An 18,943-nucleotide genomic window follows, 5' to 3' on the forward strand; every position below is an offset into this window, starting at 1 on the left:
GAACGGGTTGGTCCGCGGCAGGCCCTAATCGTCTGTGGCGCCCGCGTCCACCGTGGCGACCGATCAACACGGCCAGAAAGCGGCGCCCGGCCGCAGCTCAGGCATCGAGTACGGCACGGACGCGGCGGGCCAGCTGGTCGACGTCGAACGGCTTGGGCAGGATGTCGGCACGGTCGGCCTCGACGCTTTCGGGCGCATAGCCGCTGGTCAGCAGCACGCGGAGCGCGGGCAGCCGCCTGCGCGCCTCATGCGCCAGCGCATGGCCGTTCATTTCGGGCATGACCACGTCGCTGAACAGCAGCGAGACGGGGCGGCCCATATCGAGGATCCGGAGTGCTTCGGTCGGGCTTGCGGCTTCGATCACCTGATAACCGAGTTCGCGCAGCGCCTCGGTCGAAAAGGTGCGGACGCGCTCCTCATCCTCGACGACCAGCACGACTTCGCCCGGACGGGCGCCCGCGAAGGGCGGGCGTTCGGGCGGCGGCCCGGGCTGGGCGGCGACGCCGGGCTGTGCGGGCAGGAACAGCCGCACCGTCGTGCCCGCGCCGGGTGCCGATTCGATCCGCACGCTGCCTCCCGACTGGGTGACGAAGCCATAGACCTGGCTGAGCCCTAGCCCGGTGCCCTTGCCCACGCCCTTGGTGGTGAAGAAGGGGTCGAAGGCGCGCGCGGCGACATCGGGCGGCATCCCCGTGCCGGTGTCGGCGACGGCGATCTCGACATAGTCGCCCGGATCGATCCCCCAGCCCGCGACCTGCGCGGCGGTAAGCGTGGCGTTGCGCGTGGCGAGCGTGAGCAGCCCGCCCTCTGGCATCGCGTCGCGGGCGTTGACGCACAGGTTGAGCAGCGCGTTTTCGAGCTGGTTCGGATCGGCAAGTGCGGCGCGAAGGCCGAGCCCGGGCTTGGTTTCGACCACGACGCCCTCGCCGAGCGTGCGGACGAGCAGGTCGATCATGCCGCCGATCATCGCGTTGGCGTCGATGCGCCGCGGTGCGAGCGGCTGGCGGCGCGAAAAGGCGAGCAGGCGCTGGGTGAGCGCGGCGGCACGCGTCGCCCCGTCGCGGGCGGCATCGAGATAGCGCCCGACATCGGTGCGCCCCTGGCGCAACCGGCGTTCGAGCAGGTCGAGCCCGCCGATGACAACGGCGAGCATGTTGTTGAAATCATGGGCGATGCCGCCGGTGAGCTGGCCGACGGCCTCCATCTTCTGCGCCTGGCGAAGCTGTTCCTCGGCTGCCATCAGCCGTTCGGTTCGTTCGCGCACCGCTGCCTCCAGCTCCTCGCGCGATCGTGCGAGCACCTCGCGTGCATCGACGATCTCCTGGATGTCGGTGCAGGTGCCGAACCAGCGGCTGATCTGCCCGCCCGGATCGCGCATCGGCTTGGCCCGCGCGAGCACCCAGCGATAGATGCCCGAGCGGTGCCGCAGCCGGTATTCGATATGATAGGTCTCGCCCGTGCGCAGACATGCCTGCCAGCGGGTATCGGTCCGCGCCCGGTCGTCGGGATGGATCGAATCGATCCAGCGTCCTCCCTCGCTTGCGCCGGGGGGAAGACCGGTGAACTCGCTCCAACGCCGGTTGAAATAGTCGTGATGACCGTCGGGGCGGGTCGACCAGACCATCTGGTCGATCGAATTGGCGATGGCGCGGAATTTCTCCTCGCTCTCGCGCAGCGCGCCGAGCGCGGTCGCGCGTTCGACGGCGTCCCAGGCGATTTCCGCCACGCCTTCGACGAAGGCAACCTCGTCCTCCTGCCATGCGCGCGGATCGGCGTGGTTGACGTAGAGCGTGGCGACCCATTCGCCGCCACGCAGCAGCGGCACGCCGATCGCGGCGGGTGTCAGCGCCGAGAATTGCGTGCCCGCAAGTTGCGGATCGCGCGCAGCATCGGTGACGATCAGAGTCCGGCCGCCGCGATAACGGTCGACGACGGCGTCAGTGAGCGTCGTGATCGGCAGCGTGCCGCCCAGCGCAGGCAGGCGACCATCGGTGGTGCAGGCGCCCAGCCGCAGCACGTCGCCGTCCACGCGATAGAAGCCGACGCGATCGGCTCCGAGATGCCGGGCGAGCGCCGCCGCGGTTTCGCGCAGGATCGCGTCCTGGCTGTCGAGCTGGCGCAGATGTTCGGCGAGCGTGTACAGGAATGCCTGGGTTTCGGTCGCCTCGCGCAGTTCTTCGGCGCTGGCGCGCGCCGCCTCTTCGGCGCGGGCGCGCTGCGTGACGTCGTTGGCACTGACGAAGATCCCCGAGACGCGGCCGTCGGCACCGCGCACCGGCTGATAGACGAAATCGAGGATGCGCTGTTCGCGCGGTTCGTCGGCGCTGCGCTGGAGCAGCACGGGCGTATTGTCGGCGCGATAGGTCTCGCCGGTCCGGAAGACGCGGTCGAGCAGCGTGCCATAGCCCTGCTCGATCACTTCGGGCAGGGCGTCGGCCACGGCGCGGCCTAGGATTTCGCGCCCGCCGATCAGCTGCTGATAGGCGGGGTTGGCGAATTCGAAGACATGACGCGGCCCGGTCACGAGCGCCACCGCAGCGGGCGACTGGTCGAACAGTTCGCGCAGCCGTTCGACCTCGCGACGGCGGGCGCGTTCGGCCAGCACGACACGCGTCGTCTCGTTGCCCTGGTTGAGCACGCCGAGCAACTGGCCGTCGTCGCCGCGGATCGCGGTAAAGCTGTAGTTCCACCAAGTGTCGCACGGTGCGCCGTCACGCACCATGCGCAGATGCTGGTCATAGGTGGCGAAGCCGCGACCGCTGGCGAGCACGGCTTCGATCTGTGGACCGACCACGTCCCAGATGTCCGCCCATACCTCTGCGCCCGGCCGGCCGAGCGCCCAGGGGTGGCGTTCCGCCGGAATGGGCGCCCAGGCGTCGTTGTACAGCAGCCGAAGCTCCGGCCCCCAATAGATCGCCGTGGGAAAGCTGGAGGCGAGCGCCATGTCGAGGACGAAGCGGAGCCGGTCGGGCCAGGTTTCGATCTCGCCGAACGGCGTGGCCGCCCAAGGATGGGTTCGGATGCGCCCGGCCATCTCGCCGCCATGATCCAGAAATCGAAGCGCCGAGGTCATGTCGTTGCGATGCGAGGCGATTGGATCGAAGTCAACTCGACTTGTGGTGCAGTCCGGCTATTCAGGGGGAAAAGGAGAGAAGACCATGAAACTCGCCAGTCTGAAGCATGGACGTGACGGCAAGCTGATCGTCGTTTCGAACGACCTTGCCTGGTATGCCGATGCGACGGCGATCGCCCCCACCTTGCAGGCCGCGCTCGACGATTGGGAGCAGGCCGCGCCGGCGCTGCGCAATCTGGCGACCGACCTGGAACATGAGGCGATCCCGCGCGAGCGGTTTCACGAACGGCTGGCGGCGGCGCCGCTGCCGCGCGCCTATCAATGGGCGGACGGCTCCGCCTATGTGAACCATGTCGCGCTGGTCCGGCAGGCGCGCGGCGCCGAACTGCCCGACAGCTTCTGGCACGATCCGCTGATGTACCAGGGCGGATCTGACGGTTTCCTGGGCGCGCGCGATCCGATTCCGCTCGCCGATGAGGCATGGGGTTGCGATCTGGAGGCCGAAGTCGTCGTCGTGACCGGCGACGTCGCGCCGGGCGCGAGCCGCGACGAGGCGCTGGCGGCGGTGCGGCTCGTCGGGCTGACCAACGATGTAAGCCTGCGCAACCTGATCCCGGGCGAACTCGCCAAGGGATTCGGCTTTTTCCAGTCGAAGCCGGCAAGCGCCTTCTCGCCGGTGTTCGTGACGCCCGACGCGTTGGGGGACTGGTGGCAGGACGGCAAGCTTCACCGCAAGCTGATGGTTGACGTGAACGGCAAGCCCTTTGGCCGTGTCGATGCAGGGATCGACATGACCTTCGATTTCGGCACGCTGATTGCGCATGCTGCCCGGACGCGCGCGCTGGGGGCGGGCACGATCGTTGGTTCGGGCACCGTTTCGAACCGCGACGCCGAGGGCGGGCCGGGGCGTCCGATCGCCGAGGGCGGCAAGGGCTATTGCTGCCTCGCCGAGGTCCGCACCGTCGAGACGATCCTGCGCGGCGCGGCCGAGACGCCGTTCCTGAAGGCGGGCGACACGGTTCGAATCTGGGCTGAGGACGACCGCCATCACCCGATCTTCGGCGTGATCGAACAGACCGTCGGCGCCTGACCGGGCAGCGCCGGGGCGACGCGGGCGCTAGGGGCTCGCGTCGCCCGTCGCGGCGGCGCGCGCGTCATAGCGTTGCTGTGCCGCCGCCACGTCGCCCATGCGGGTTTCTGCCCAGTCGATCATCAGCCGGAGCGCAGCGAGCAACTCGTCGCCCAGCGCGGTGATCGTATAGGTGACCGTCACCGGCACGCTGGCCTCGACCGCACGCGTCACCAGCCCGTCGCGTTCGAGCGTGCGCAGCGTCTGGCTGAGCATTTTTTGCGAAATGCCGTCGATCCGCCGCTTGAGCTGGTTGAACCGCAAGGGCGCCTCGCCCAACAGCAGCAGGATGAGTACGCTCCATTTGTCCCCGACGCGATCGAGCAGTTGGCGCGTCGGACAATCGCCGGCAAAAGCATTGCCGCGTCGCCAGTCGGTATCGCCGGGGTAACTAGGTGAGCGCAAAGTGCCGTCTTGCATGGGTGGTTTCTATAGCCAACTAGGTCTCCATTAGAAACTGGTTGGAGAATGGGAATGAAGGTTGCGGTGCTGGGCGCGAGCGGGCGGGCCGGTTCGGAGATCACGCGCGAACTTGCGCGGCGCGGCCATTCGGTGACCGCGATCGCGCGCCATCCCGAACGGATCCCGGCGGCAGCGGGCGTAACCGCGGTTGCCGGGGATGCGCACGATCCCGCAGCGTTGGTAGCGCTGCTGCGCGGGAGCGAGGCGGTCATCAGTGCGCTCCATTTCGACGTGCAGGCCCCGACGTTGCTTGCGGCGCTGCGCGAGGCGGGCGTGCCGCGGCTGCTCGTCACCGGCGGGGCGGCGAGCCTGGAAGTCGCCCCGGGCAAGCGGTTGATCGACAGCCCCGACTTTCCTGCCGAGTGGCAGACGATTGCGCGCGAGGGCATCGCGTTCCTCGACGCGTTGCGCGGCGAGACGGCGATCGACTGAACCTTCTTTTCTCCCGCCGCGCTGATCTTCGAAGGCCCTCGGCTCGGTCACTATCGCCTGGGCGACGATCAACTCGTGGTGGATGCCGCGGGAGACAGCAAGATCAGCTTTGCCGATTACGCGATCGCCATGGTCGACGCGCTTGAACAGCATCATCATAGCCGCGCGCGTTTCACCGCGGCCTATTGACGAGGGCGACGGGTAGCGCCGCGGTTCGCGGCCGGTGCTGGCGCGTCGCACGGATCGCGCTAAAAGCCGGCGGCATGGCGAAGAAGCGTCGCTACCTGACGGCCACGATGGCCGACGGCTATGTCAAGACGATCGGGCCGACCGCGGCGCCGTTCACCCATTACTGGCGCATCGTCGCCGATCTGGGCGGTGGGCGGACCGAGGTATTCTGGGGCCATAGCAAATCACTCAGGGAGGCGACCGGCAAGCGCGCCGCGACCGACGAGGCGGCACGGCGGCGCGGCTGGCACGGCTTTGCCTTTGAAGTGGTTGAGCTGACCGAGCATTTCGACTGAGGGCGTAACAGCGGCAAGCTATTCTTTTTGTAGTCAAAAAGCTGGGTTGCGGACGGTTCGCGACCGATCTCGCATTCCAGTAATGCGAATCATTTGCATTTAATCGGTTCCTTGGTTAGTCCGCGCGGCGGGGATAAACCAAAAGGGGTCGCACAAAATGCATCAGGAGGTTCGCTGGGGCGCAGCCATGCTCGCGCTGGTGGCGGGACAGCTGGTCGGCGAAACGGCTGCGACGGCTCAGGCACAGGGTGCCGCCGCATCCACCGGTCAGGCGGCGGGCGCCCAAGCCAAAGCGAGCGATGCCGACGCCCAGCGCGAGGCGACGGTTCAGCAGTTGCCCGAGGTCGTGGCGGAAGGTGACCGGGCACCCGAGGCATATCGTGTCGGAAGCGTGCTCGACGCGGGTACCAGCCGGATCGAGCGGCGGCAGATCGAGGCGGCGACGCCGGGATCTGGAGACGTCAATCAGTTGCTCAAGGCGCTTCCGGGAGTCCAGTTCACGCGGCGTGAAGGACAGGCCACGCGCGAGGCATTGCAGGATCTGACACCGTCGCGAATCGCAATCGCGGGCGGGCGATTCTACGAAAATCTGTTCACGGTCGACGGCGTCGATGTCGCATCACGGCTGGACGTGACGCAGGACAATCCCCTCCATTTCAACGAGGTGACGGGAGCGACCGCGCAGGGGCTGTGGCTCGATGCCAACCTGATCGGTGCGATCACGCTGCGCGATTCGAACGTGTCGGCCGAATATGGCCGCTTTACGGGCGGAACGCTCGACATCGAGACGCGCGCGCCCGCCGGGCGCTGGGGCGCGAGCGCGACGGCAAGCTATAGCGGCGACGCGCTGACGCATTTCAAGGTGTCCGACGCGAGCCGCAAAGCGCTGGGCGACAAGCTCCCCGCCCGGCCGAGCTTCGACAAATGGCGTTATGGCATGACGCTCGACGTACCGGTCTCGCAGGCCGTGCAGATGCTGTTCGGCTATAACCGCTCGCGCGCCGACGTAACCTATTTCCGTAATGCCAATTATGGCGGCAAGCCGTTCGGCCAGTCGAGCCGGAGCGACAATTATCTCGCCAAGCTGACCGCCGATCTGGGCAGCGAACTGCGGCTGACGGGGCAGGCGAGTTATAGTCCCTATCGCAGCGAGGCGGCATCGGGCGCCGGGATCGACAACCAGATCACCAGTCATGGCGGCGGGTTGAGCACCAGCCTGGCATTGGAACAGCGCGGCCGGATCGAATGGTCGCTGACCGGCAGCTACACCCTGTCGGACAATGACCGCGAGGCGCCGGACACCAACTATTCGATTCCCAGCAGCGTTCCCAACGGGGCGGTCTGCGCGAGCACCAGTTGCACGCGCGGCGGCTTTGGGCGGCTCAACCAGCGGCAGGAAACGGCGCAGCTCAAGGCGCGGGTCGCGACTGAACTGGGCGCGCTGCGCCTGTCGGGGGGCGTCGACTTCCAGCATGTCGACGCGATGCGCGAGCGGCCCGACACCAACTATGCGTATAAGGGCGGCAAGCTGGGGGCAAACATCCAGTGCGCGAACGGCGACAGCCTGACGTGCGTGTCGGGTCAATATGCGTTGGCCGAGCGGCAGATCTATTCGGCGTACCGCGCCAAGGTCGCGCTGGACAGCTATGCCGCCTGGGCGGAGGCGCAGCTGGACAAGGGGCCGTTCACGGTGCGCGCGGGGTTGCGCTATGACCGCGAGACCTATCTGGGCAACGACAATGTCGCGCCGCGCCTTTCGGTCGTGGCGGCGCTGCCGTGGGACGGCTGGTCGGTCACGCTGGGCGCCAACCGCTATTTCGGACGGTCGATGCTCGCCTATGCGCTGCGCGATCAATATCCCGACTCGCTCAGCGAGACGCGGACGCCGCGGCTGGTGGGCGGCAAGAGCGTTTATGACGACAATTGGCAGCTTTCGCTGGCTTCGCGCCCTGCACTCGACATCGGCGGATCGACGCGCACGCCCTATTCCGACGAATTGAGCGCTGCGCTCAACGGGCGCGTGCTGGGCGGGCGCCTGTCGCTGCGCGGCATTTATCGCGACGGCAAGGACGAGTTCACGCGCGTCGCCGCGGGGACGGCCACCAAGTTGCTCGCGAACGGCAAGACCGTGACGTTCCAGCGCTTCCGCCTCGCGAATGAGGGGGAGAGCCGTTACCGTGGGCTGTCGGCCGAATGGGTGCGCAGCTTCGGCAAGCACAGCGTCGCACTGAACCTCAACTGGTCCAAAACGCGCACGCGCAACGACGACTATATGGTCGACGTCACCGACCTGACCGACGGCACCCAGGTCGTGTATCAGGGCGCGCTGCGGCTGCTCGAGGAAGTCGAGGCGCTCAACCAGCGCGAGGATTTTGCTGCGCCGCTGCTCGTCAATGCGAGCTGGACCGCGTTGTGGCTGGCGGACCGGGTCACGACGAACGTCAACCTGCGCTATCGCAACGGCTTCCGGCGGATCGAGGACACCGGCAACACCACCCGGATCGACGGCACCCGCTATGCCGTCTACGACTGGGTGCGCTATCCTGACGCGATCGATGTCAACCTCAACCTCACGGCCGAGATCGTGCGGACGCGCTGGGGAACGCTGGGGGGCGAATTGCGCATCAGCAACCTGCTCGACACCGTGCCCGCCCGCAATTCGGTGCTGACCAGCCAGCCCTATCAGCTCGGGCGTGCGGTCTGGACCGGCCTGAGCCTGAAGTTCTGACGATGGCGTGGATGACAGGAGCGGCCCCGCTGGGGCGGATCGCGCTGATGGTCGCGACGATTTTGTTCGGCACGGCGATGACGATGCAGGGAGACGGGCGACCCGATCCGGGAGAACTGCGCCGTGCCTATGCCGGCGCACCGGCCGAATGGCCGCGGCCGACGCTGCGTCCTGGCGCTGATTTCGCCGAGTTTGCGCCGTTGCCGACGCTGCCGGCGCCCGATGCCAGAACAACCGCACTCGCGCGGATCGGCGCCCGGCTGTTCGACGATCCGCGGCTTTCGCGTTCGGGACAGATCGCCTGCGCCTCGTGCCATGCGCGCGAACTGGGCTTTGGCGATGGGGTCCGTACGGCGTTCGGCCATGATCGCCAGCGGGGGACGCGCAATACGCCCGGGCTCTATACCGTTGCGTGGCAACACCAGTTCTTCTGGGACGGGCGGGCAGCGACGCTGGAGGCGCAGGCGCTGGGGCCGCTGACAAGTCCGATCGAGATGGCGGCCGACCTGGGAAGCGTCGCCCGGCGGATCAATCGCGACACCGATTACCGTCGCGAGTTCGCCGCCGTGAACGGGCGGCGGCGGGTCACGACCGACGATATCGTCGCGGCGCTGGCGGCGTTCGAGCGCGGGTTACGCCCGCCGCCGTCGCGTTATGCGCGCTTTGTCGGGGGGGACGCCCGGGCACTCGACGACCAGCAGTTGTGGGGCCTGCACCTGTTCCGCACCAAGGCAGGCTGCGCCAACTGTCACAGCGGGCCGTTGCTGAGCGACCAGAAGTTCCACAATCTGGGCCTGAGCTTCTATGGCCGGGCGCGTGAGGACCTGGGCCGTTATGCGGTGACGCACGCCGCCGCGGACGTCGGGCGGTTCCGCACGCCGTCGTTGCTGGGGGTGCGGACGACCGGCCCCTATATGCATAACGGGCTGATCCCGACGCTGGAAGGCGTGGTCGCGCTGTACGACAGCGGCGGTGGGCGCGATCGTGCGACCCGGGCGCGTGCGTCGGACGCGCCGCCGCCGACACCCAATCCGCTGCTGGCGCCCCTGTCGCTGACCCGCGACGAGCGTGCCGCGCTGGTGGCGTTCCTGCAGGCGCTCTGACGGCGCCGCTCCCGCTCCGCTCGGCTGGGTCAGTCGACCCAGCCGAGTCCGATTTCGCGATAGAGGGCGCGGTCCTCCTCCCAGTCGGGCTTGACCTTGACGTGGAGATAGAGGTGGACCGGAACGCCCATCAGGCGCGACAGTTCGGCGCGGGCGCGGGCGCCGATCTCCTTGATCCGCTGCCCGCCCTTGCCGAGCACGATCGCGCGCTGCGTTTCGCGTGCCACGAGGATCTGCTGGTGGATTTCCACGGATCCGTCGTCGCGTTCGCTGTATTTCTCGGTCTCGATCGCCGAGGCATAGGGCAATTCGGCGTGGAGCTGGAGATACAGTTGCTCGCGCGTGACCTCGGCTGCCAGCATCCGGTCGGTGGCGTCGGACACCTGATCCTCGGGATAGTGCCAGGGGCCGGCCGGCATCCGCGCGGCGAGCGCCGACTTGAGTTCGGCCACGCCGTCGCCCGTCTGGGCCGAGACGAAATAGGTGTCGTCAAAGGCGAGCAACTCGTTCAGCCGGGCTGCATGGCCGAGCAGGCGCGGCTTGTCGGCGACGTCGACCTTGTTGAGGATGAGCAGCTTCGGTTCGCGGCGCTGGGCAAGGCTTTCGAGGATCGCCTGGACCTTGGGGCCGATGCCTGCCTTGCCGTCGACGACGAGCGCGATCACGTCGGCCCCCTCTGCGCCCTCCCAGGCCGCTGCGACCATCGCGCGATCGAGCCGGCGCGACGGCTGGAAGATGCCGGGGGTGTCGACCAGCAGAAGCTGCGTCTCGTCCTCGATCGCGATGCCCATCAGCCGTGTGCGCGTCGTCTGCGCCTTGGGGCTGACGATCGCGACCTTCTGGCCGACCAGTGCGTTGACGAGCGTGGACTTGCCCGCATTGGGTGCACCGACGATGGCAACGAGGCCGCAGCGTTCGGCGCGGGGAGCGGGCAGGGAATCGGTCAAGGGTCGGAACTCTTTCTGCAAGATGGGATCGATTGGGCGGGCGACAGCGACCGGCGCCCGCCGGCGCGAGTCGCGGACGCGGTCAGTCTAGCCGTTTCGCGCGGCGCGGCGAAGCGTCAGGGTTGCAGCCGGGCGAGCAGCGCCGCGGCGGCGGCGGTTTCGGCTTCCTGCTTGTTGGTGCCTTCGCCCGTCGCCTCGGCGAGCTTGCCGATCGTCACCCGGACGGTGAAGCGAGGCGCGTGGTTCGGCCCCGAACGTTCGACGACGCTGTATTCGGGCGGGCGGCGATTGTGCGCGGCGGCCCATTCCTGAAGCGCCGATTTGGGGTGCTTGGGCGCCTTGGCCTGGAGGTCGATCCGCGGCCCCCACGCCTTGCGGATGAAGTCGCGCGCCGCCCCGATCCCGAAATCGAGATAATAGGCGCCGATCAGCGCCTCCATCACGTCGCCCAGCACATTGTCGCTGTCGGCCGCGCCGTCCTCGCGTGCCTGCTTGCCGAGGCGCAGGTGCGGCACGACATTGAGGCCGCGCGCCACGTCGGCGCAGACATGGCCCGTGACGAGCGCGTTGAGCCGCCGCGACAACGCGCCTTCGGGTTCGTCCGGGTAACGTTCGAACAGCCATTCGGCCATGCAAAGCCCGAGCACGCGATCGCCGAGGAATTCGAGTCGCTCGTAATTGGCCGCCGCCTGGCTGCCGTGCGTCAGTGCGCGTTCGTAGCGGGCCGGCGTGGCGGGGGCGCGGCCGAAGGTGGCGACGACCCAGCCGTTCAGATCGGGGTAGCTCAGAAACCTTCTCCGATCCGCTGCCAGCGCGTCGCCGAGAACCAGGTCCAGGGCAGGAACCAGCTGGCGGTGCCGTCGGTCGACCAGAAGCCGATCCGCGCCTTGCCCTCAAGATTTTCGAGCGGGACGAATTCGATGCCTCCGCGCGCATGGCTGAAGCGGCTGTCGGTCGAATTGTCGCGATTGTCGCCCATCAGGAAGAGGTGGCCGGCGGGCACGGTGTAGACGCCGGTATCGTCCTGCGGGAAGGTGCCGAGGTCGAGCACGTTGTACGACTTGCCGTTGGGCAGCGTCTCGCGGAACTGCGGAATGCTGCATGCGGCATGGCCCTGCGCATCGGCGGTTTCGAAATTCGGCGGGCAATCGGTAAAGCTGGGCGTGAGCGGCAGCGTGAAATTGCCGATCCGCTGCTTGGGCACGGGCTTGCCGTTGAGGATCAGCTGGCCGTGCACCATCTGGATCGTGTCACCGGGCAGGCCGATGACGCGCTTGATCCAGTCCTCGCGGTCGCCCGGCGGCGCCTTGAACACCACGACGTCGCCCCGCGCGGGGGTGCTGCCGAACACCCGCCCCGGGATCAGCGGCGCGCTGAACGGGAGCGAATGGCGCGAATAGCCATAGTCCCATTTGGTGATGAACAGATAATCCCCGACCAGCAGCCGCGGCATCATCGATTCGCTGGGAATGTTGAACGGCGAAAAGATGAAGCTGCGCACGAACACCACGATCAGCACGAGCTTTACGACGAAGCTGAGCAGATCGCGCCATTCCGACCGGGGCCGGGCGGGTTCGGCACCGCCGGGGGCGGGGGTATCCGTCTGCGGATTTGCGGGAGACGCGTTTTCCATGCTCGTAGCTCTGCTTGGGCCGAACTGTGGCGTCAAGCCGATGAATCCGTTTGGCGCGGCGCCGGGCGGGACGATAGGGAAGGCCAACCCAACAGGAGATGAACATGTCCAAGCCCGACTGGTCGGCGATTCACGCCCTGCCGTCGAACCGCCTTGATGCGCTGTTCGCGGGCGACGCCGATCGCCTTGCCGCGCTGTCGCTCGATGTCGCGGGGATCCATTTCGACTGGTCGAAGACGCACCTCACGGCCGATGCGGTGGCGGCGTTTTCGCAGCTTGCCGACCAGATGGGGCTGGCCCCGCGCCGCGATGCGCTGTTCGCGGGCGAGGCGGTCAACGTGACCGAGGGACGCGCCGCCGAACACAGCGCCGAGCGCGGCGAGGGTGCCCCCGAGAGCGTTGCACGGGCGCGCGGGCTGCATGCGCGAATGCGCGCGCTGATCGACGCGATCGAGGCCGAGGCGCTGGGTCCGGTGCGGCATGTGCTTCACATCGGAATCGGCGGATCTGCGCTCGGGCCTGACCTGCTCGTCGATGCGCTGGGCCGCGACGATGATCGGTATGACGTCGCGATCGTGTCCAATGTCGACGGATCGGCGCTGGAGGCGGCGCTCGACCGCTTCGACCCGCAGGCGACGCTGATCGTGATCGCCTCAAAGACCTTCACGACGACCGAGACGATGCTCAACGCCGAAAGTGCGCTGTCGTGGATGCAGCAGAATGGTGTCGAGGATCCCTATGGCCGCGTTGTGGCGCTGACCGCGGCGCCCGACCGGGCGATCGAGTGGGGCGTCGACGAGACGCGGGTGCTGCCCTTTGCCGAGAGCGTCGGCGGCCGATACTCGCTCTGGTCGTCGATCGGTTTTCCCGCGGCGCTGGCGCTCGGCTGGGACGCGTTCGAGGAACTGCTCGAAGGCGCGGCCGAGATGGACCGCCATTTCCGCCTGGCGCCGCCCGAGCGCAACGCCCCAGTGCTCGCCGCCTTTGCCGACCTGTATTATGGCCAGAAGCACGGGTGCGAGACGCGGGCGACCTTTGCCTATGACGAGCGGCTGCGGCTGCTCCCGTCCTATCTCCAGCAGCTCGAGATGGAATCGAACGGCAAGCGCGTGACCGTTGCGGGCGACCCCGTCGACTGGCCGACCGCGCCGATCACCTGGGGTGGCGTCGGCACCGACGCGCAGCACGCGGTGTTCCAGCTGCTCCACCAGGGCACGCGGCTGGTGCCGGTCGAGTTCGTCGGCGTGATCGAGCCGGGCGACGGGCTGGCCGAGGCGCACCATCGGCAGTTGTTGCTCAACATGTTCGCGCAGGGCGCGGCGCTGATGGCCGGGCGCGGGCACGACGATGCGGCGCGGGCCTATCCGGGCGACCGGCCGTCGTCGACGCTGCTCCTCGACGCGCTCGATGCGCGGACGCTCGGCGCGCTGCTGGCCTTTTATGAGCACCGGACCTTTGCCAATGCGGTGTTGCTGGGAATCAACCCCTTCGACCAGTTCGGGGTCGAGCTGGGCAAGGAAATGGCAAAGGCTGCCGACAAGGGCGGGCTCGATTTCGACCCGTCGACGAACGACCTGATCCGCCGCGCCTTTGGCTGACCGGGGCGGCAAACGCCGGCGCCGGGGGAGCGTGCCGCCACGGTGGTTTGCGCAGCTCCGGCGCGGTACCTATTTGCGGCCACGCGGCGAGCGGCCGTGAGGCCTGGGGCAACGGCGTGCCTCGGCTCCACAACGGGAAAGGAACCAGTTCGAATGGCGGCCTATGACTACGACCTGTTCGTGATCGGCGCGGGATCGGGCGGGACGCGCGCGGCGCGCATGGCCGCTTCCTATGGCGCCAAGGTTGCGGTGGCCGAGGAATATCGCGTCGGCGGCACCTGTGTCATCCGGGGATGCGTGCCGAAGAAGCTGCTCGTCTATGGCGCGCAGTTCGCCGAGGACCTGCACGACGCGCGCCGTTTCGGCTGGGACGTTCCCGACTGCCGGTTCGACTGGCAGGTGCTGCGCGACAATGTGCTGGCCGATGTCGATCGGCTCAACGGGCTCTATACCCAGGGGCTGAACAACGCGGGCGCCGACATCCTGCTCGAACGCGCAATGGTGACCGGGGCGCACGAAGTGACGCTGGCGAGCGGGCGTCGCGTGACGGCGGGAACGATTCTGATCGCGAGCGGGGCCCGGCCGCAGGTGCCCGAATTCCCGGGGGCCGAGCACGGCATCACGTCGAACGAGGTCTTCCACCTCGACGCGCTGCCCAAGCGGGTCGTCATCGCGGGCGGTGGCTATATTGCGAACGAGTTCGCCGGGATCTTCAACGAGTTCGGCAGCGCGGTGACGCTGGTCAACCGCAGCGACGTGATCCTGCGCGGCTACGACGCGACGATCCGCGACCGGCTGCTTCAGATCTCGATCGCCAAGGGCATCGATTTCCGCATGGGGAAGCGCTTCGAGCGGATCGACCGGCGTGACGACGGGATGCTGCTCGTCCAGCTCGACGGCGGCGCCGCGCCGATCGAAGCCGACTGTGTGCTGTTCGCTACCGGCCGCGTTCCGAATACCGAGGGGCTCGGCCTGGCTGAGGCGGGGGTTGCGCTCGACGACAAGGGTGCCGTGAAGGTCGACGCCGACAATCGCACCAGTATCGAGAGCATCTACGCCGTCGGCGACGTCACCAACCGCATCCAGCTGACGCCCGTGGCGATCCGCGAAGGGCAAGCCTTTGCCGACACGCTGTTCGGCGGCAAGCCGCACCGCGTCGATTACGACAATGTCCCGAGCGCCGTGTTCAGCCATCCGCCCATCGGTGCGGTGGGGATGACCGAGGCCGAGGCGCGCAACCGGCTGGGGTCGGTGAAGGTCTATACGTCCGATTTCCGGGCAATGAAAAATGTGCTCGCGGGCCGGAACGAGCGGTCGTTGTACAAGATGGTGTGCAACGCCGCGACCGGGCAGGTGGTCGGGCTGCACCTGATCGGGCCCGATTCGCCCGAGATTCTGCAGGCGGCCGCCATCGCAGTGAAGGCCGGGCTGACCAAGGCGCAGTTCGACGAGACGGTGGCGCTCCACCCGACCATGGCCGAGGAACTCGTCCTGCTGAAGTAACCTGCTCCGGGAATTTGGACAGCGGCTCGGCCGCCGCGGGCCCGTCGGGCCGGGCCCGCGGCGGCCGAGCGCTATTCGGCGGCCTGGGCGGTGACCGGGCCGCCCATCGTCGCGACGAGCGCGCGGTCGTTGGCGACGATGTTGGCGAAGCTGGGACGGGCGAGGATTGCGTCCGCCCATTCGCGCGTCCGCGGGTGCCGGATCGGATCGGGGCCGACGCCGATGCAGCCGAGCGTCGCGATCGGGCTGGCGACGGCGATATCCGCCAACGTCAGCCGCTCCGCCACCAGGAACGCGCCGTCGGGAATCTGCGTTTCGAGATAGTCGAAGATCGGCGGCAGATCCTCCTGCTCCGCTGCATCGGCCGCGGCATGGTCGCACGGCTGATTGAGCACGCGGGGCCGGACGAAGCGGTTGCCGAAGATTGCGGCGCCTGCGGCCATCATCAGCGTGTCGGCCAGTTCGTCGAACCAGATGGTGCGGGCGCGCTCGCGCGGGGACTCGGGAATCAATTGCGGGTCGGGATATTGCGCGTCGAGATAGGTCACGATGGCACTCGAATCGGCGAGGGTGAAATCGCCATCGCGCAGCGCCGGCATCTTTCCGAAGGGGCTGGCTTCGCGAAACGCAGGGCCGCCGCGTCCCATCCCGGCGGGTTTCAGTTCGACGTCGAGTCCCTTCTCCGCGGCCACGACCAGAACCTTGCGAACATAAGGCGACAGACTGGATCCATAAACGATCATCGGCTTCCTCTCCCCCACGAGAAATCAGCGTTCAAATGCGCGGCCGGCATCATGCCAGTCGCGACAGCGTCGCCCCGATATGCCAAGAAGCCAGACCTATGATCCTGGTCTTTCCTTTCGGCATCGCCGTCGCCGTGGCCATTTTTCTGGTCCTTCGGCGCCTCTCCATTGTGGAGCAGAAACTTGCGCAAGTCGAGGTGGAACTGACCGAGATCAAGGCAATTGTGCGTGACCGGCGGGAGGTGTCCGCCTCGCCCGGCGACCGCGCGGCGGAGATTGCCCGGGAGGACGTCGCCCATCCTGTCGCTGCGCAGCCGCTCGCCCCCGCAGTAGATCTTTCCCCGCAACCGGTTGCTGCCCAGCCGGCGCTTGCAGTGCCGGTCGAAGCGCCGCCAGCGCCGACGGCAGAACCGCCGACTGTTACACGGCCGGGGATCGAGGTGATGATCGGCGGCCGCTTGCCGGTCTGGATCGGCGGCGTTGCGCTGGTGCTCGCCGGATTTTTCCTGGTGCGATATTCGATCGAGGCGGGATGGCTGGGCCCCGCGGCGCGGACGTTGATCGCGGCGCTGTTCGGCATTGCGCTGGTGGGTGGCAGCGAGATCGCCCGTCGTGCCCCGGCGACCCGCGACGACGCGCGCATAGGCCAGGTGCTGGCGGGGGCGGGGGTCGCCAGCCTTTACGGCACACTCTACCTCGCGGCAGCACTGTATCATCTGGTTTCGCCGCTTGGCGGCTTCGCCGGTGTGCTGGCGGTAACGACGGCGGCGCTGGCGCTTTCGCTTCGTCATGGGCCGCCGACGGCGATCATGGCGCTGGTCGGAGGTTTCCTCGCGCCGCTGGTGGCGGGGTTCGATGCGGCGGGAATCGGCGCACTGACGGTCTATCTGGCGCTGTTCGTCACCGCGCTGTTCGGGCTGGCGATCCATCGCGGCTGGGGCTGGCTGGCGCTGGCGGCGAGTGTTGCCGGCTTTGGCTGGACGAGCTTTCTGCTGGCGGTGCTGACCGGCCGTGCGAGCGATCTGACCGCGCTGGGGCTGTTCACGATGCTGCTGGCGGCGGGTGCGAGTGCGGCGTTGCCGGCGGCCGGGGTCACGCGCGGCGCGATCCGGATCGCGCCATTGGTCATCGGATTGATCCAGCTGACGCTGCTGGCGCCGCAGCTCGATTTCGGCATGACGCCGTGGAGTTTCTATCTCGTTCTTGCTGCGGCGACGCTGCTGCTTGCCTGGCGGGTGCCGCTCTACCTGCCGGCGGTGCAAGGAGCCTTGGCGCTCGTCGTCGTGATCGAGGGCGTGGCGCTGATCGGGGGCCGGCCGGGAATGACGCTGACTGCAACGCCGTTGGCTGCGCTGTTGTTCGGCGGCGCAGGGCAATGGCTTGCCCGCCGCGATCCGCGTTGGGCGTTCGTTGCGATCGGCGGCGCGATCGGTCCGCTCGTCGTCGCGCAGGCCCTTGCGTTCGAACGGCTGGGGCAGCCCGGCTGGGCGGCGCTCGACCTGATCGCGGCGATCGCCTGTGCCCGAATTGCGTGGGTGACGCGGGCGAGCGACCGCGCGAGCCTGGCCCAGACGGCAGCGCTGGCGACGGCGTTGGCAATCGGGCTGGGGAGCGGCCAGTTGCTGCCCGACGCCTGGCTGTCGGTGCCGATCGCGCTTGCGATGGCGGCGCTGGCGGGTTGGGCGCGTTATCGTGACGAGCGCGCACTCGCACCGCTTCCCGTGCTGGCCTATGGCGTCGCCCTGCTCGCGGGCGTGGTGCCGCTTGCCGCCCTGTTTGCCGCGATGATGCGGTCGATCGAGGGCACGATGCTGGTCGCGCCGTTGCTGCCGCCTGCGAGCACCATGCTGCGTAGCCTTGCGGCACCGACGATCGTGGCACTGGTGGTGCTTGGCGATCGATATCGGCGCGGCCGCACGATGGGCGTGCTGGGCCCGATGGCCGGCGTGGTGACGCTGGCCATCCTCTATGTGCTTGGCAAGCAGGTGCTGGCGATCACCACCCCCGAGCGGTTCGTCGCCTGGGGCTTTGCGGAACGCGCGTTGTTCACGCAGGTGCTGCTCGGCGCCGGTTGGGTGGCATTGCGGCGCGCGCGTGCGGTGCCGCTAGGCCGGGCGCTCCTGGGGCTGGGCGTTGCCCGGCTGCTGTGGTTCGATCTGGGTGTTGCTGCGCCCTTCTGGGTCGCGCAGCGCGTCGGCGCGATCCCGCTGTTCAACCTCGCCACGTTTCACTTCGCGGCTGCCGCCGCGTGGCTTTGGAGCCTTCGCGGCGGCCGGCCGGTTCGGATTGCCGCGGCCGCCGTGACGCTCGCCGCGGGCGTGGCGACGGTGCGTCAGGCGGCACGCGGCAGCCAGATGACGGGGCCGATCAGCACGCTGGAAAATGGCGGCTATTCGGCGATCCTGCTTGCCATCGCGATCGTCTGGCTGGCGCGCGGCATCCGGGCGGGCGCACGCGACCTGCGGACGATGGGGCTAGTCCTGTTGACGGCAGCGACGCTCAAGGTCTTCCTCATCGACGCGGCGGCGCTCGACGGCGTGCTTCGGATCCTGTCTTTCCTCGGGCTCGGGTTGGCGTTGATCGCGATCGGCTGGGCCTATAACCGCTTCCTGGCGGCGGGAGGCGCATCGAGGGCATAGTGGCGGGCGACCCGGTCGAGCGCCATGCCGAGCACCAGCTTGCCGGCGCGGCTGGGCCAGCCGAGCCCGCGCTCGGCGCTGACGAGGCTTTCGCCGGCGCAGACCACCCGCCACAAAATGTCGCTCAGCCCGGGGCCGGCGGCATCGAGCGCAGCGTGCAGCCGGTCGCGTGCGGCGATCTGGGCATGCGTTGCCTCTGCGGGATCAGGCGCGCCGCGGCGCCCCCGCTGCGGCGGCGTTCCGTCCCAGCGCATCGTCACGCGCGGCGCGAGTGCGGCGCGTTCATAGTCGGCGCGCAGCCGCTCGCCCGCCGCGAACTGGCCGGGAGCCAGATGGCCATGCGCATGCAGCCAGCGCAACGGAGACTCGTGCACATTGCGACGCGGCCGCGCGGCTTTCGAAGGGCTCGCGGCGTTGTTGCCGGTCGAA

General features: G+C 68.3%; 14 protein-coding genes and 1 pseudogene. 8 read left to right on the top strand and 7 right to left on the bottom strand.

The genetic code is table 11. From position 1 onward, the window contains the following. Positions 1 to 97: 97 nt before the first annotated feature. Positions 98 to 3,073, bottom strand: coding sequence for a PAS domain S-box protein (locus tag ACT3CF_RS01710; RefSeq protein WP_478420005.1), 2,976 nt, complete (start codon positions 3,071 to 3,073; stop codon positions 98 to 100). Positions 3,074 to 3,158: 85 nt separating this feature from the next. On the opposite strand from ACT3CF_RS01710, the gene ACT3CF_RS01715 reads away from it, so the two are divergent. Next, positions 3,159 to 4,163 (top strand): fumarylacetoacetate hydrolase family protein, encoded by a 1,005-nt coding sequence (locus ACT3CF_RS01715; protein ID WP_478420006.1) that lies wholly within the window; start codon positions 3,159 to 3,161, stop codon positions 4,161 to 4,163. A 27-nt stretch (positions 4,164 to 4,190) separates the two neighbouring features. On the opposite strand, the gene ACT3CF_RS01720 is transcribed toward ACT3CF_RS01715, so the two are convergent. After that, complete coding sequence (locus ACT3CF_RS01720) at positions 4,191 to 4,622, bottom strand: winged helix-turn-helix transcriptional regulator (protein WP_478420007.1); 432 nt, start codon at positions 4,620 to 4,622, stop codon at positions 4,191 to 4,193. A gap of 54 nt (positions 4,623 to 4,676) precedes the next feature. Here ACT3CF_RS01720 and ACT3CF_RS01725 point away from each other — a divergent pair. From ACT3CF_RS01725 to ACT3CF_RS01740, 4 genes and pseudogenes are all read left to right on the top strand, one after another. Then, positions 4,677 to 5,285, top strand: a pseudogene (locus ACT3CF_RS01725) (NAD(P)-dependent oxidoreductase). Between the two features lie 74 nt (positions 5,286 to 5,359). Further along, the gene (locus ACT3CF_RS01730) at positions 5,360 to 5,620 is read left to right on the top strand and encodes a hypothetical protein (protein WP_478420008.1); all 261 of its coding nucleotides are present in this window, start codon (positions 5,360 to 5,362) and stop codon (positions 5,618 to 5,620) included. Between the two features lie 157 nt (positions 5,621 to 5,777). After that, a complete protein-coding gene (locus ACT3CF_RS01735) occupies positions 5,778 to 8,348 on the top strand; it encodes a TonB-dependent receptor plug domain-containing protein (protein ID WP_478420010.1) in 2,571 nt (856 codons plus the stop codon). 11 nt (positions 8,349 to 8,359) lie between these two features. Beyond that, positions 8,360 to 9,451, top strand: a complete 1,092-nt coding sequence (locus ACT3CF_RS01740; RefSeq protein ID WP_478420011.1) for a cytochrome-c peroxidase — start codon at positions 8,360 to 8,362, stop codon at positions 9,449 to 9,451. A gap of 29 nt (positions 9,452 to 9,480) precedes the next feature. Here the strand turns inward: ACT3CF_RS01740 and era are convergent, their stop codons facing one another. The 3 genes from era to lepB form a co-directional block, all read right to left on the bottom strand. Then, positions 9,481 to 10,398: a GTPase Era gene (era, locus tag ACT3CF_RS01745; protein WP_478420012.1), complete on the bottom strand. Its 918-nt coding sequence runs from the start codon at positions 10,396 to 10,398 to the stop codon at positions 9,481 to 9,483. A gap of 116 nt (positions 10,399 to 10,514) precedes the next feature. Continuing rightward, positions 10,515 to 11,186: a ribonuclease III gene (rnc, locus tag ACT3CF_RS01750; protein WP_478421311.1), complete on the bottom strand. Its 672-nt coding sequence runs from the start codon at positions 11,184 to 11,186 to the stop codon at positions 10,515 to 10,517. Next, complete coding sequence (lepB, locus tag ACT3CF_RS01755; RefSeq protein ID WP_478420013.1) at positions 11,183 to 12,031, bottom strand: signal peptidase I; 849 nt, start codon at positions 12,029 to 12,031, stop codon at positions 11,183 to 11,185. The genes rnc and lepB overlap by 4 nt, the downstream gene beginning before the upstream one ends. 104 nt (positions 12,032 to 12,135) lie before the next feature. Between lepB and pgi the strand changes: the two genes are divergently transcribed. Further along, positions 12,136 to 13,629 (top strand): glucose-6-phosphate isomerase, encoded by a 1,494-nt coding sequence (gene pgi, locus ACT3CF_RS01760; RefSeq protein ID WP_478420014.1) that lies wholly within the window; start codon positions 12,136 to 12,138, stop codon positions 13,627 to 13,629. Between the two features lie 153 nt (positions 13,630 to 13,782). After that, positions 13,783 to 15,132, top strand: coding sequence for a glutathione-disulfide reductase (gorA, locus tag ACT3CF_RS01765; RefSeq protein ID WP_478420016.1), 1,350 nt, complete (start codon positions 13,783 to 13,785; stop codon positions 15,130 to 15,132). A gap of 71 nt (positions 15,133 to 15,203) precedes the next feature. Here the strand turns inward: gorA and ACT3CF_RS01770 are convergent, their stop codons facing one another. Next, entirely contained in the window at positions 15,204 to 15,875 is a 672-nt protein-coding gene (locus ACT3CF_RS01770; protein WP_478420017.1) for a glutathione S-transferase family protein, read from the bottom strand. A gap of 443 nt (positions 15,876 to 16,318) precedes the next feature. On the opposite strand from ACT3CF_RS01770, the gene ACT3CF_RS01775 reads away from it, so the two are divergent. Next, the gene (locus ACT3CF_RS01775) at positions 16,319 to 18,514 is read left to right on the top strand and encodes a DUF2339 domain-containing protein (protein WP_478420018.1); all 2,196 of its coding nucleotides are present in this window, start codon (positions 16,319 to 16,321) and stop codon (positions 18,512 to 18,514) included. Here the strand turns inward: ACT3CF_RS01775 and ACT3CF_RS01780 are convergent. After that, the gene (locus ACT3CF_RS01780) at positions 18,472 to 18,873 is read right to left on the bottom strand and encodes a DUF6456 domain-containing protein (protein WP_478420019.1); all 402 of its coding nucleotides are present in this window, start codon (positions 18,871 to 18,873) and stop codon (positions 18,472 to 18,474) included. The two genes, ACT3CF_RS01775 and ACT3CF_RS01780, sit on opposite strands and share 43 nt — an antisense overlap. Between the last annotated feature and the right edge of the window lie 70 nt (positions 18,874 to 18,943).

Source organism: Sphingomonas chlorellae, from assembly GCF_056485145.1.